14 protein-coding genes are annotated in these 13,550 nt (G+C 69.3%); 5 read left to right on the forward strand and 9 right to left on the reverse strand.

All coding sequences use genetic code 11. From position 1 onward, the window contains the following. Positions 1 to 71: 71 nt before the first annotated feature. Entirely contained in the window at positions 72 to 227 is a 156-nt protein-coding gene (locus VGN58_RS06770) for a hypothetical protein (RefSeq protein WP_327482540.1), read from the reverse strand. A gap of 57 nt (positions 228 to 284) precedes the next feature. Next, positions 285 to 1,178: a LysR family transcriptional regulator gene (locus VGN58_RS06775; RefSeq protein ID WP_327482541.1), complete on the reverse strand. Its 894-nt coding sequence runs from the start codon at positions 1,176 to 1,178 to the stop codon at positions 285 to 287. A 190-nt stretch (positions 1,179 to 1,368) separates the two neighbouring features. On the opposite strand from VGN58_RS06775, the gene VGN58_RS06780 reads away from it, so the two are divergent. After that, the gene (locus VGN58_RS06780; RefSeq protein WP_327482542.1) at positions 1,369 to 2,022 is read left to right on the forward strand and encodes a hydrolase; all 654 of its coding nucleotides are present in this window, start codon (positions 1,369 to 1,371) and stop codon (positions 2,020 to 2,022) included. Positions 2,023 to 2,233: 211 nt separating this feature from the next. Here VGN58_RS06780 and VGN58_RS06785 read toward each other — a convergent pair whose 3' ends face one another. Together VGN58_RS06785 and hutU are read right to left on the reverse strand one after the other, a co-directional pair. Beyond that, positions 2,234 to 2,761, reverse strand: coding sequence for an REP-associated tyrosine transposase (locus VGN58_RS06785; RefSeq protein WP_327482543.1), 528 nt, complete (start codon positions 2,759 to 2,761; stop codon positions 2,234 to 2,236). Positions 2,762 to 2,976: 215 nt separating this feature from the next. After that, positions 2,977 to 4,644, reverse strand: coding sequence for a urocanate hydratase (hutU, locus tag VGN58_RS06790; RefSeq protein WP_327482544.1), 1,668 nt, complete (start codon positions 4,642 to 4,644; stop codon positions 2,977 to 2,979). Between the two features lie 107 nt (positions 4,645 to 4,751). Between hutU and VGN58_RS06795 the strand changes: the two genes are divergently transcribed. Next, positions 4,752 to 5,486, forward strand: coding sequence for a ThuA domain-containing protein (locus VGN58_RS06795; protein WP_327482545.1), 735 nt, complete (start codon positions 4,752 to 4,754; stop codon positions 5,484 to 5,486). A 45-nt stretch (positions 5,487 to 5,531) separates the two neighbouring features. On the opposite strand, the gene VGN58_RS06800 is transcribed toward VGN58_RS06795, so the two are convergent. Continuing rightward, on the reverse strand, positions 5,532 to 5,861 hold the full coding sequence (locus VGN58_RS06800; RefSeq protein ID WP_327482546.1) for a hypothetical protein: 330 nt from the start codon (positions 5,859 to 5,861) through the stop codon (positions 5,532 to 5,534). An 86-nt stretch (positions 5,862 to 5,947) separates the two neighbouring features. Then, positions 5,948 to 6,469: a nuclear transport factor 2 family protein gene (locus tag VGN58_RS06805; RefSeq protein ID WP_327482547.1), complete on the reverse strand. Its 522-nt coding sequence runs from the start codon at positions 6,467 to 6,469 to the stop codon at positions 5,948 to 5,950. Positions 6,470 to 6,525: 56 nt separating this feature from the next. On the opposite strand from VGN58_RS06805, the gene VGN58_RS06810 reads away from it, so the two are divergent. Genes VGN58_RS06810 through VGN58_RS06820 form a run of 3 tightly spaced genes read left to right on the forward strand, consistent with a single transcriptional unit; the run spans position 6,526 to position 9,915 of the window. After that, positions 6,526 to 7,785 (forward strand): ectonucleotide pyrophosphatase/phosphodiesterase, encoded by a 1,260-nt coding sequence (locus tag VGN58_RS06810; protein ID WP_327482548.1) that lies wholly within the window; start codon positions 6,526 to 6,528, stop codon positions 7,783 to 7,785. 55 nt (positions 7,786 to 7,840) lie between these two features. Continuing rightward, positions 7,841 to 9,334 carry a DNA-3-methyladenine glycosylase 2 family protein gene (locus VGN58_RS06815; protein ID WP_414710765.1) on the forward strand — a complete coding sequence of 498 codons (1,494 nt, stop codon included), beginning with the start codon at positions 7,841 to 7,843 and terminating at the stop codon, positions 9,332 to 9,334. A 41-nt stretch (positions 9,335 to 9,375) separates the two neighbouring features. Continuing rightward, positions 9,376 to 9,915, forward strand: a complete 540-nt coding sequence (locus VGN58_RS06820; RefSeq protein ID WP_414710766.1) for a methylated-DNA--[protein]-cysteine S-methyltransferase — start codon at positions 9,376 to 9,378, stop codon at positions 9,913 to 9,915. Between the two features lie 5 nt (positions 9,916 to 9,920). On the opposite strand, the gene VGN58_RS06825 is transcribed toward VGN58_RS06820, so the two are convergent. The 3 genes from VGN58_RS06825 to VGN58_RS06835 are packed head-to-tail and all read right to left on the reverse strand — an operon-like array spanning position 9,921 to position 13,530. Then, positions 9,921 to 10,682: a LytTR family DNA-binding domain-containing protein gene (locus tag VGN58_RS06825; protein WP_327482550.1), complete on the reverse strand. Its 762-nt coding sequence runs from the start codon at positions 10,680 to 10,682 to the stop codon at positions 9,921 to 9,923. After that, positions 10,679 to 11,896, reverse strand: coding sequence for a sensor histidine kinase (locus tag VGN58_RS06830; protein WP_327482551.1), 1,218 nt, complete (start codon positions 11,894 to 11,896; stop codon positions 10,679 to 10,681). Before VGN58_RS06830 ends, VGN58_RS06825 begins: the two co-directional genes overlap by 4 nt. Before the next feature lie 2 nt (positions 11,897 to 11,898). Then, positions 11,899 to 13,530 (reverse strand): serine hydrolase, encoded by a 1,632-nt coding sequence (locus VGN58_RS06835; protein ID WP_327482552.1) that lies wholly within the window; start codon positions 13,528 to 13,530, stop codon positions 11,899 to 11,901. Positions 13,531 to 13,550 lie beyond the last annotated feature (20 nt).

Genomic DNA, 13,550 nt, shown 5'->3' on the forward strand with positions numbered 1-13,550 from the left:
GAAGGCAGGCCCGCTGAACTCCCGGGTTCGCCACGCTCGCCCGGGTTTCACTGGCGTTTCCGCCGGAGGGATCAGGTCGGCGCGAAACCGCGCGTGGCCTTCTTCTCACCCTTCTCCGCCCGCTTTTCCTTCAGGGTCTTCGCGGGTTTCTTCTTCGTCTCTTTCTTCTTGTCCAGGCCCTTGGCCATCACATGCACTCCCTTGGTCGTCGCGACCGCGGGCAGCATGACACATTCCGGCTCGTCGCCCGCCGCAAACTCCCCCAGGCTGTGGGTCGGTGCCTCTCAGGTGCCGGGCTTCACGATGCGCGGTACCTGCTCGAAACATTCGATCAGCAGTTCCGTCAGTACACGCACTTTCCTCGCCAGATGCTGGCCCGGTGGGCGCACCACATAGATGCCTGCCGCCGCAGGCGCATGGCGCGTCAGGACCGGCACGAGCGCGCCCGATGCGACGTGCTCGTGGATCAGGCCATCCGGCAGCATCGCGATGCCCAAGCCCGCCAGCGCCGCCGCCACCAGTGCGGTGCCGTTGTCGGCCTTGAACCGGCCGCGCGGATGCACGCTGACGACCTGCTCGCCGTCCATCAGCCGCCAGGATTCCGTCCCCTGCATGACCGCCTCGTGCGCCAGCAGGTCCGGGAGCGTTTCCGGGGCGCCGTGTGCCTCGATGTAGTCGGGGCTGGCGACGAGGGCGCCATGGATCGGTCCCACCCGCCGCGCCAGCAGGCTGGAGTCCTGCAGATAGCCAAGCCGGATCGCGCAATCGAAGCCTTCCGCGATCAGGTCGACGAAGCGATCGCTGTAGACCGTGTGGATATGCAATTGAGGATGGCGCTTGGCCATCTGCGCGAGCACCGGTGCGAAATGCGTCGGACCGAAGGACAGCGGCACGGAGATCCGCAGCCGGCCGCGCAGGTCGTCGGTGGGCAGGATCGCCTCCCTGGCCAGATCGATCTCGGCACAGGCGCGGGCGGCATGGTCGCGCAACGTAGCGCCGGCCTCGGTCAGCGTCGCACCGCGGGTGTTGCGCGCCAGCAGCTGGACGCCGAGTTCCGCCTCCAGCCGACCCAGTCGCCGACTGACGATCGACTTGGAGACGCCCAGCCTGCGCGCCGCAGGCGAAACCCCGCCGGCATCGGCGACCTCCACGAATGTCCGCAACTCGTCGATATCCACGATGGCGTTCCCGTTTGCGCGACGTAGCGTGACACAGAGCGGATGAAGCCTGCGTTCCCCGTTCCGCGACACAGCGTGGCACAGCCCGGCGCTACCGCCGTCTTCCATCGGATGACAAGGTGGCCTTGCCGAGATGCACCGCCCGGTGTGCCCGTGTTCAAGCCCTCCCCTCCCCGCAAAGGAAACATCGATGACCTTCCGTAACGGCCTGGCGTCCCTGCTTCGCCCCGAAGACTCCGTACTCGTCCTGATCGACCACCAGCCCTACCAGCTGACCAACCTCAACAGCCACGACCCGCAGGCGGTGGTCAACGCGGCGACGGCATTGGCGAAACTGGGCAAGGCCTTCGAGGTGCCGACCATCCTGACCAGCGTGATCGCCGAGCGTGGCGGGCTGATCTTCCCGCAGATCACCGATGTGTTCCCGGACCAGGAGGTGATTGACCGGACTCTCATCAACACCTGGGAAGACCCGAAGGTGGTGGACGTCGTGAAGGCGACCGGACGCAAGCAGCTGATCATCGCCGGCCTGTGGACGGAGGTGTGCGTGGCGATGCCGACGATCCAGGCACTGGGCGAAGGCTGGGACGTCACCGTGATCACCGACGCCTGCGGCGCAGTCTCGGTCGAAGCGCATCAGGTCGCGATCCAGCGCATGATCGCGGCAGGCGCCAACATGATGACGTGGATGGCGCTGGGCGCCGAATGGCAGCGCGACTGGGCACGCACCGCGCACGCGGGGCAGCTGACGGAGATCCTGAAGCAGCACGCCGCCGGCAGCGGCATCGCCTATCTGTGGGAGCAGCAACTGCTCAACACGCCGGTGCCTGCCAGCGTAGGCTGAGCCGACGCAGAGAAACCGCGTGGTCGCGAAACCCGGCGGCGCGGCCGCATTGCCCCACCCGTAGCCCGGGTAGAGCCAACGGCGAAACCCGGGGGTGCGCGATCACCCGGCCACCGTGGTGCTTCGACGTTAGGAGCCCCGGTTTTCGCTTCGCTCTAACCGGGCTACGACGGCGATATCTTTCCGCGCATCACGCCCGACCACGACCGTTCTAATCGCCGCTTGGCGCCGGCGCTCCTTCGCGGCCACCTGCCCAGTCGATCGGCAACACCCCCCGCGCCACGAATGCGTGGAACGACGAGTGTGGCCAGGCCGCCACGCGCGTGACGTATCCGTGCTTGACCGGATTGAAGTGCACGTAGTCGATGCGACGCGCCAGACTGTCCGCATCGCGGAGGGTCGACTCCCAGAAACGCCGCGCCCACGGGCTGCGCTCGCCGTCGCCGCGCGACGGTAACGCGACACCCTTGTCGCGCAGACGTACGGTGAATTCACGCTTGATCAATCTCCAGCGCATCGAGTAGCGGTCGTCGCCAGCAGGCAGCCGCATGACGGCATGAAGGTGATCCGGGAGGATGACGATGGCGAGCAACGAAAAAGGATGGCGCTCGCGCACAACGCGCATGGCGGCCCGCAGTTCGCCGACATGATCGACCAGCATGGTGGCCGTGCGGTCGGCCAGCATGTGGGTGAAGAAGAACGTCCCTCCCGGGACGCGGTATCGGCGATAGTCGACCATGCCGACAGCCTGGCGCGCCTCCGCGATCCGCGATATCGGCCGATACCTCGTCTCGATGTCGGGATTCCGGACCTGTCGGTACCTGCACCGTAGCCCGGGTAGAGCCGAAGGCGAAACCCGGGGATGCGCGATCCCCGGCTATCCCGATACGTAAACGGCCAGGGCCCCGGTTTTCGCTTCGCTCTAACCGGGCTACAGGTCTACGGGTCGGTGGCTCACACCATCGGCAGCTTCAACCCCTGCTCCTTCGCGCACTGCACGGCGATGTCGTAGCCGGCGTCGGCATGGCGCATCACGCCGGTGCCGGGGTCATTCCACAACACGCGGGCGATGCGCTTGTCCGCTTCTTCGGTGCCATCGCAGACGATGACCACGCCGGAGTGCTGCGAATAGCCCATGCCTACGCCGCCGCCGTGGTGCAGCGACACCCAGGTGGCGCCGCCGGCGACGTTCAACATCGCGTTCAACAGCGGCCAGTCGCTGACGGCATCGCTGCCGTCCTTCATCGCTTCGGTCTCGCGGTTGGGCGAGGCCACGCTGCCGCTGTCCAGATGATCGCGGCCGATCACCACCGGCGCCTTCAGTTCGCCGTTGCGGACCATCTCGTTGAACGCCAGGCCGAGTTTGTGGCGCAGGCCCAGGCCGACCCAGCAGATGCGCGCCGGCAGGCCCTGGAAGCTGATGCGCTCGCGCGCCATGTCCAGCCAACGGTGCAGGTGCGCGTCGTCGGGAATCAGTTCCTTGACCTTGGCATCGGTCCTGTAGATGTCCTCGGGATCGCCGCTCAGCGCGACCCAGCGGAACGGGCCCACGCCGCGGCAGAACAGCGGACGCACGTAGGCGGGCACGAAACCGGGGAAGTCGAACGCGTTCTTCAGGCCCTGGTCGAACGCCATCTGGCGGATGTTGTTGCCGTAGTCGAACGTCGGCACGCCCATCCGCTGGAACGCGAGCATCGCTTCTACGTGCACGCGCATGGATTGCTTGGCGGCGTCGCGCACGCGCTCGGGTTCGACCCTCTGTTCGGCCAGCCACTGCGCCACCGTCCAGCCGATCGGCAGGTAGCCGTGCACCGGATCGTGCGCGCTGGTCTGGTCGGTGACCGCATCCGGACGCACGCCGCGCTTGACCAGTTCCGGCAGGATTTCCGCGGCATTGCCGAGCAGCGCGATGGACTTCGCCTCGCCGGCGGCGGTGTACTTGGCGATGCGCGCGAGCGCGTCGTCGAGGTCGGTGGCCTGTTCGTCCACGTAGCGCGTGCGCAGGCGCATGTCGATGCTGGACTGGCGGCATTCGATGTTGAGCGAACTGGCGCCGGCCAGCGCCGCGGCCAGCGGCTGCGCGCCGCCCATGCCGCCCAGACCGGCGGTGAGGATCCACTTGCCGGTCAGGTCGCCGCCGTAGTGCTGGCGCCCCATCTCGACGAAGGTTTCGTAGGTGCCCTGCACGATGCCCTGGCTGCCGATGTAGATCCACGAACCGGCGGTCATCTGGCCGTACATCATCAGGCCCTTGCGGTCGAGTTCGTTGAAGTGTTCCCACGTGGCCCAGTGCGGCACCAGATTGGAATTGGCGATCAGCACGCGTGGTGCATCGGGGTGCGTGGGAAACACGCCGACCGGCTTGCCGGACTGCACCAGCAGCGTCTCGTTGTCGTCGAGTTCGCGCAGCGACGTCAGGATGGCGTCGTAGCAGGCCCAGTCGCGCGCGGCGCGGCCGATGCCGCCGTAGACCACCAGCGAGGTCGGATCTTCCGCGACCTCGGCATCCAGGTTGTTCTGCAGCATCCGGTACGGCGCCTCACTAAGCCAGGACTTGCAGGTGAGCGTGGCGCCGCGCGGGGCGCGGATGACGCGGGACGGGTCGTGGCGGGGATCGGACATGGCGGATTCCAGATGCAGATGTGGCGCCATTATCGACGGCGGCGGCAGTCAGGTGCGAGCCGGGGCGATGCTGCAGTGCGCGACGGGCGGCGTGGCATCATCAGGCGATGAACCTGTTTCGTATCCTGTCCACCGGCCTGCTTGCGGCCCTCCTGATGGCCGTGACGCCGACCTTCGCGGCGCCACCGGATCGCGTCCTGGTCTTCACCAAGACCGCCGGCTTCCGCCACGACGCCATTCCCACCGCCGTGGCGACGCTGAAAGCGCTGGCGGCCGACGCCGGCATGGTGGCAGACCACACCGAAGACGCGCAGGCGTTCACCGCCGCCAATCTGGCGCGCTACCGCGTGGTGGTGTTCGCCAGCACCACCGGCGACGTGTTGGACAACCGCCAGCAGGCGGCGATGGAAACGTTCGTGCGCAACGGCGGCGGCTTCCTCGGCATCCACGCGGCGGCGGATACCGAATACGACTGGCCGTGGTACGGCCAGCTGGTCGGCGCCTACTTCAAGAACCATCCGCCGGGGCTGCAGTCCACGCACGTGCAGCCCGAACGCGACGCCACGCCGGCGGGCGAGCGCTGGACGGTCACCGACGAGCTGTACAACTACCGTGCGAATCCGCGGCCGCAGGTACGCGTCATCGCCACGGTAGATGAACGCGAATACGCAGGCGGCGAGATGGGCGTCGATCACCCGATCGCGTGGTGCCATGCCTTCGACGGGGGCCGCAGCTGGTACACCGGACTGGGTCACGAGGCAACGGTATACGACGATGCGAACTTCATCGCGCAGCTCCGTCGCGGTCTGGCGTACGCGGCAGGGCATGCGGACGGCTGCTGAGTGCCCGGCGCCGCCGCGTGCGGCCGTCGGGCGTAGTGCTGCGGATCAGTAGACCGCGGGATCCAGCGCGCGCAAGGCGTCGCCGATGTTGGTGTGGCCGGTACGGTCGAGGTCTTCCTTGGTGTACGAGCGGCCGGGCTGACCGGTGCAACGCGACGTGCCGTCGCGCCTGGCGATGCGGCTTCCTGTCTCGCGCACGCAGTTCGTGTCGGACAGGCGCTTCTTCTCGCCCTCCGCCGCCGGACGGTCCTCGGTGCCCGCGACGGACTGCGACGCAGGCGCCGGGGTGGCTGCCGGTTCCGCGGGAGCCTGGGCATGGGCGGTGGCCGCAAAGAGGGCGGCGGCAAGGATCACGAACGTAGGCATGCGTTTCATGGGCGACTCCCGGGCGGAAAGTGACTTGACGATACGCCTCCCTCGGCCGCCTCGCACCCCCGCCACCGCCTGCGTTCAGGCCGAACTCAGGCGTCCGGGCAGGCGGCGCGATACCCGTCGTGGAAGCGCCCCACTGCGGCAGCGTCGGCCGGCTGCGGCGTGATGCCGTCGTCCAACAGCACGCGCCAGACGCCGTCGTCGCCGCGTTGCCACACCGAGCCGAAGCGGCCGAGCCGGGCCGCTCCGGTCTTCGGATCCTCGTACAGCGCCGGACCGCTGGAATAGGCCGTGCGGCCGTCGCCACCCAGCGTCACCACGGCCGGGTACCAGCGCAGGATCAGGGCGGAGCCGTCGATCAGGCTGGCCCACTCGCGGGTGATCGCCTCGCGTCCGCGCGCGGGCTTGCCGCTGACGCCGAACACCGCCTGCGGATGCAGGTGCTCGGCGAAGGCGGCCGCGTCGTGGTCGGCGACCGAGCGGGCGAAGCTCAGTTCACGCTGCCAGACCTCGCATTCGGCCTGGTGCTGCGTCTGCGCCGGCGCGGCCTGCAGGCTGCCGGCCAACAGCCAGAGGAGGAGCAACGACGAACGTCGGACGGCGGCTGTCATGCGGATTGTCCCGGAGTCTGCCAAGCTGTCGTCGTTCTAGAGCGATTCCGTACCCCATGCACCTGCCACTCGTCAGGGGGGCCTGGCTGGCGATGCTGCTGTGCCTGGTCGCCTGCAGTTCTCCCGCGCGGCGTCCCGATGCCGTCACTGCCGCCGCCGATGCACCCACCCTGCTGCTGGTCTCGATCGACGGCCTGCGCGCCGACATCCCGGGCAGTGGACGCATGCCGACGCTCGATGCGCTGTTCGCGCAGGGCGCGCGTGCGGCCTGGGTCAATCCGTCCTATCCCACGCTGACGTTCCCGAATCACTACACGCTGGTGACCGGACTGCGTCCCGACCGGCACGGCATCGTCCACAACGACCTGCAGGACCCGCAGCTCGGCCGGTTCGAGTCGAAGAAGGCCTCCGGGCGCGATGGTCGCTTCTGGGGTGGCGAGCCGATCTGGGTGGGCGCGCAGCGCGCCGGCCTGAAGACCGCGACCATGTTCTGGCCCGGCTCCGAGGCTGAAATCGCCGGCAGGCGACCGGACCACTGGCGTGCGTTCAATGCCGCCATCACCCCCTCGCAGCGCGTGGCCGAAGTGCTGGCCTGGCTGGACCTGCCGCCGACGGAACGGCCGCGCTTCATCACCCTGTACCTGGAGCAGTACGACGTGGCCGCGCATGCCGCCGGCACGTTCTCGCCGCAGGCCAGCGAGGCCATGCAGCAGATCGACGCCGCGCTCGCCACGTTGCTGCACGGGCTGGACGCGCGCGGGCTGCGGGCCACCACCAACCTGGTGGTGCTGTCCGACCACGGCATGGCCGATGTGCGCACGTCCGACACGGCGTATCTCGACGATGTGGTGCCCGAGGCGATGTTCTCGTGGGCGTCGCTGGGACCGGTGGCCCACATCACGCCGCGCAGCGGGCACGAAGCCGAGGTGGCACGACGCCTGGTCGGCCGCCACGACCACTACGCCTGCTGGAACCGCGACGCCCTGCCGCCCGCCTGGCATTACGGCCGCAGCCCGCGCGTAGCGCCCATCGTCTGCCAGTCCGACACCGGTTGGCGCCTGCAGCTGCGCCGGCATCCCCTGCCGAAGCAGGCCCTCAAGGGTGAGCATGGCTTTGCGCCGGAGGATCCGCAGATGCGTGCGTTCTTCGTCGCCTCGGGCCCGGATTTCGTGGGCGGCACGCAGCTGCCCGCCTTCGACAACGTCGACGTCTATCCGCTGCTGGCCCATCTGCTGCGCATCCCTGCTGCACCGAACGACGGCACGCTGGACACGTTCGCGCCGGCGCTGACGCCACGGGCAGACACCGTGCATTGATGTCCGGAAACGGCGAGTCGGCGCACGGGACCGGTGCTAGCCTGCGTGCATGTCCCTGGCCGACACCACCGCCCTGCCCGATCCGCGCGTCTGCGAACAGGCGCGACTGAGCCGCGATGCGCGCTTCGACGGCCTGTTCTTCACCGCCGTCACCAGTACGCGCATCTATTGCCGGCCGGTCTGTCCGGCCCCCGCGCCGAAGCCGTCGAACATCGTCTATTACCGCCATGCCGCGGCGGCCGAAGCCGCGGGTTTCCGCCCCTGCCTGCGCTGCCGGCCGGAACTGGCGCCGGGCGACGGTGCGTGGCGCCGCGGCGACGACACGGTGGCCCGTGCCCTGAAGCTGATCGAACAGGGCGCACTGGTCGATGCCCCCCTCGCGACGCTGGCGGACAAGGTGGGGCTGGGCGAACGGCAGCTGCGCCGGCTCTTCAGCGACCGCCTGGGCGCGACGCCGAACCAAGTGCATGGCACGCGCCGGCTGTTGTTCGCCAAGCAGTTGCTGACCGAGACGACGCTGCCCATCACGCAGGTCGCGCTGGCGGCCGGCTTCGGCAGCCTGACCCGCTTCAACACCGCGTTCCGCGAGGAGTACCGCATGGCGCCGCGCGACCTGCGCAGGCGCGACATGCCCCCCGCGAACGACGGCGTCACGCTGAGGCTGGGCTACCGTCCGCCGTATGACCTGGCCGCGATGCTGGATTTCCTGCGCGGGCGTGCGTTGCCCGGCGTGGAAGTGGTGGACGAGCGCAGCTACCGGCGCGTGATCGGCACGACCGAAGCACCCGGCTGGTTGCGCGTCAGCGCGTGGGGCGACGGTGCGCATGCGTTGCGGCTGGAACTGCACGGCGCGGCGCCGGCGCAGTTGCTGGGCATCGTGCAACGCCTGCGCCGCATGTTCGACCTGGATGCGGATCCGCTGGTCATCGCACAGGCACTGGGCCACGACGCGCGCCTGCGCCCGCTGCTGGACGCCCGCCCCGGGCTGCGGCTGCCGAGCGGCTGGGACGGTTTCGAGATCGCGGTGCGCGCGGTGATCGGCCAGCAGGTCAGCGTGGCGGCGGCGCGCACGCTGACCGCGCGCTTGGCGCAACGGCACGGCACGCCGCTGTCGCAGGCGTTCGGCGGACTGACGCACCTGTTCCCCACGCCGGAGGCGCTGGTCGACGTCGACCTGACCGCGCTGGGCCTGACGCGCGCCCGCGCAGACACCATCCGCGGACTGTCGCGCGCATTGCTGGATGGCCGCGTCGACTTCCATCCGGAACGCACGCTGGAGGCGTTCACCGCACGGTGGGTGGCCCTGCCCGGCATCGGCCCGTGGACGGCGCATTACATGGCCATGCGCGCGCTCGGCCATCCGGATGCCTTCCCCGCCGACGACCTGGTGCTGCAGAAAGCCGTGCCGACCGATGGCACGCGCATGACCGCGAAGGCGTTGACCGCGCGCGCGGAAGCATGGCGACCTTGGCGGGCGTACGCGGTGATCCATGTCTGGAAGGACAGCATGGCGGCGAGCAGATCCCCGGCGGTTGTAGGAGCGACGTGAGTCGCGACCGGGGCAGTTCATTCGACAAGGACATTTCATTCATGCGGTCGCGACTGACGTCGCTCCTACAGCTAATTCCATCCATGATCTTCTACCGCCACCTCGACAGCCCGGTCGGCATTCTCACCATCGCCGCAACCGATGCAGGCCTGCACGCGATCGAATTCCCGCGCAATCGCCATGCTGCGTCGCGCGATGCGTGGCAGGAGGGCGACCACGCGCTGCTCGATCGCGCCGCGCGCCAGCTCGACGAATACTTCGCCGCGGAACGACGCGCATTCGATCTTCCCTTGGCCCCGCGCGGCACCGATTTCCAGCGCATGGTATGGAGGACGCTGGCCGGCATCGGCTACGGCGAAACGATCAGCTATGCGCAACTCGCGCAGCGTGTCGGCAGACCGACTGCGATGCGCGCGGTCGGCGCGGCGAACGGACGCAACCCGCTGCCGATCGTGCTGCCCTGCCATCGCGTGATAGGCGCGGATGGATCGCTGACCGGCTTCGGCGGCGGCCTGCCGACCAAGCAGTTCCTGCTGCAGCTCGAAGGGGCGCTGCCGAAGGCGGACGACCTGTTCGGCTGATGCCGCTACATGCCACGGAAACGCTGCTGGAACGCCGCACTGACCGGCAGCACATCGTCGCGCCCCTTGACGCTCAGCTGGTGGCGGCCGAGTTCGTCCTTGCGCACGCGGTCGATCGCCTGCACGCGGACCAGTACGCCGCGGTGCACCTGCCAGAACACGTCCGGGTCCAGTCCGCACAGCAGGTCCTTCAACGGCATGCGGATGATGGCCTCGTCGGCGGCGGTCACCACGCGCACGTACTTGTCCTGCGCCTGGAAGAACAGCACCTCGTCGATCGGAATCATGCGCACGCTGTCGCCGACACTGGCGGTGATCCAGCGGATCAGGCGGTCGCCCTGCGGGCGCAGGCGCGCCTCCAGGTCGTCGATCAGGGCGCGCAGGTCCGGCGTGCGCGCCTCGGCGAGCCGCTCCTGCACGCGTGCCACCGCCTGTTCCAGGCGTGCATCCTGCACCGGCTTGAGCAGGTAATCCGCGGCGCCGGCCTCGAAGGCGCGGATCGCGTAGTCCTCGTAGGCCGTGGTGAACACGACCAGGCCACCGTGCGCGACGACCTGGCGCGCCACGTCCAGTCCGCTCACGCCCGGCATGCGGATGTCGAGGAAGGCCACCCGCGGCCGGTGCCGCGCGACCGCGTCCAGTGCGGACACGCCGTCCTCGCAGACCGCCACCACGTCCAGCGCCGGCCACGCGGCGCGCAACTGCTGCTGCAGGGCGCGCCGCTGCGGGGCTTCGTCTTCGGCGATCAGCGCGGTGACGGGATTCATGCGGGCACACCCGACGGCACGACGATCTCGGCGCAGACACCGCGACCGTCCGGGCGCGTGGCCAGCGAGAACCTCGCCCGGTTTCCGTAGCGCGCCGCCAACTGTTCGCGCACGTTCGCAAGGCCGACCCCGGTACTCGGTCCCGTGCGCAGGCCGGCCCCGTCGTCGCTGACGCGCACATGCAACCTGTCGCCGTCCTGTTCGGCCGTCACCTCGATGCGCCCGGGTCCGGGCCGCGGTTCGATGCCGTGCTTGATGGCGTTCTCGACGAGCGTGATCAGCAGCGACGGCGGGAACGGCAGGGCGCGCAATGCCTCGTCGGCCTGCACCGCATACGCCAGCCGGCCGCCCATGCGTATCTGCATGAGCGCCAGGTAGCTCGCGCAGAGATCGAGCTGCTGGCCCAGCGTCGCATGCAGGCCACGGTCATCGCGGAACTTGGGAATCGTGGCGCGCAGGAAGTCGACCAGCGCGTCGAGGGTCGCTTCCGCCTGCGCCGGGTCCTGCCGCACCAGGGCGCGCACCGACGCCAGCGTGTTGAACAGGAAGTGCGGCTCCACCTGCGCCTGCAGCACGCCCAGGCGCAGGTCGGCGTCGTGCACGCGGGTTTCGAGCGCACTCAGTTCGCGGACATGACGGTGCTCGTCCCAGCGGCGGTGCTCGCTGAAATAGGCGCGCAGGGCGAGTCCGCCGCCGAACAGGCCATAGATCACCACCAGCGCCGCCACGTTGATCGCCAGCCCCACCGCCTTCACGACGGGCGACAGGACGGGAGGTTTCACCGCGAGGCCGGCCGCCGCGAGTCCCGGCCTGACCAGCTGATCGATGTAGGACGATGCCACGCGATCGATGAAGAAGCTGAGCACCATGCCGGACAGCACTGCGACCACCACCGCCTTGCGTTCCCACGCCAGCGGCAGACCGCGATGGCGTACTGCCGTGGCCAGCGCCGGACCCAGCGTGGCCATCAGGCTGAAGGCGACGAACTGGGTCACACCGACCCGCACCGCGATGCCGGGGTCCTGCATCGCCACACCGGTGCCCGCGCCGATGAACGCGGCGACGACCGCGATCACGCTGCAGAACAGCAGGCTGCGCCCGAGCAGCCAGCGCAGGCCGAACACGGGGTACTGGCGGTAACGGCTCCATACCGCGTTGCCGCCGACCAGCACCTCGGCGGGCAGCTTCTGCCGAAGCGGATAGGTTCGCTCCATGCTCACTTCCTTTCCCCGCGCAGCTGCTGGCCCGCCTGCTTCAGGGTCAGCGCCACGACGTTGCCGGCCGCATCGCGCTCGAAGCGGATTTCCGCGCCCACCGCGTCCATGACGAAGACATCCGGCTCGACCGCCTGCACCGGCAAGGCGGGTTGGCCCGTGCCCTGGATGGTCAGCGTCCCGCCCTGCGCCTTCACGCTGAGCGCGAAGCCCGGCACGAGCGGATACTCGCCCTCGTAGCCGCGCAACGTGGCGGCATCGATCTCGGGTGCGGTCTTGCCGGAGGTGGCATCGATGCGGGTGGCCGGCAGCGCGGCCCCCATCTGCATCCACACGAACGAGGTGCCGGCCGCCGTGCGCTGCGGTCGCAGCACGGCGTCGAACCCACGCGGATAGAAATCGCCGGCAGTGTCGTAACCCATCACGTACGCCCCCTGACCCGCCGGGACGATCTCCAGCGCATCGCCGTGGCGGCGCAACGTCATCTTCATGCCGCTGGCGAGCCGGTACTCGCCCACCAGGCCGTCGAGCAACGCCGCCTCCGGCCTGGTCTCGCGGCGCGGCTGGCCGAGCGGAAAGCGGGCGTCGACCAGATGCAGGCCCAGCGAGCCGAGGCTTCCGATCGAGTTCCACGTGGTATCCGACAGGATCACCACGCCGCGCTGCATTTCCTTGTCGAACGACACGAACGACGAGAAGCCGCCGGTGCCGCCCTCATGGACGTGCACCATGCGGTCGCCCACCGGCATCAGCATCCAGTTCATCGTCATCGGCGGCGCATGGGACAGCTTCTGCTGCGAGGCCTGCAGGGCCGGGGAAATCGCCGTCGCCCGCACGCCGAGCTGGCCCTGCACGTAACGCACCATGTCGTCGAGGGTCGCGCGCACGCCGCCCACGCCGGCGAGGTCGGTCGGAAAGTGCCAGGCGGATGCCGGCCGCCTGTCCGGTGTGTGACCCACTGCGGCGCGGACGCCGGCCGGTGCGGCATCGAGATAGGCGTGCCGCATGCCGAGCGGTGCGAACAGGCGCTGCTTCAGCAGCGTCTCCAGGTCGGTGCCCGCTCGCCGCGCGATGGCGTACGACAGCACCATCGAAGCGAAGTTGGAGTACTCGAACGCGGTGCCGGGCGCGGCGTCGAGCGTGACGTCGCCGAGCGAGGCGAGCAGCGTGGCTTCGTCGAGCCTTGCGTACGGATCGGCCATGTCCGGCGCACCCATGCGCGACGGCAACGCCGGCAGGCCGGAGGTATGCGTGACGACATGCCGCAACAGGATCGGTCTGCCCTGGTAGTCCGGCAGCTTCGTGCCGGGCGGCAACCAGGCCGACAGCGGATCGTCGAGCGACCCCTTGCCCTGCTGGATCAGGTCGGCCAGCAACGCGGCCGTCATGGTCTTGCTGACCGAGCCGATCTCGAACGCGCTGTCCGGGCCGATGCGTGCGGCCTCGTTCGGGTCCGCGCACTGGAAGGTGCGGGCGACGGTGCCGTTTTCGATCACGGCCACCGCCATGCAGGCGCCGGTGCGGTCGCCATGCAGTCGCTGGCCGACGAGGTCGGCGAGCGCCGCGTCGTTCATCGCGTGGGCGGAGCCGCTGGCGATGGCCAGCGCCAGGGCAAGGCTGTGTGCGTAGGGCATGACGGTGCTCCGGATGGGAT

The sequence above is a fragment of the Pseudoxanthomonas sp. genome (assembly GCF_035999195.1).
GTDB lineage: Bacteria > Pseudomonadota > Gammaproteobacteria > Xanthomonadales > Xanthomonadaceae > Pseudoxanthomonas_A.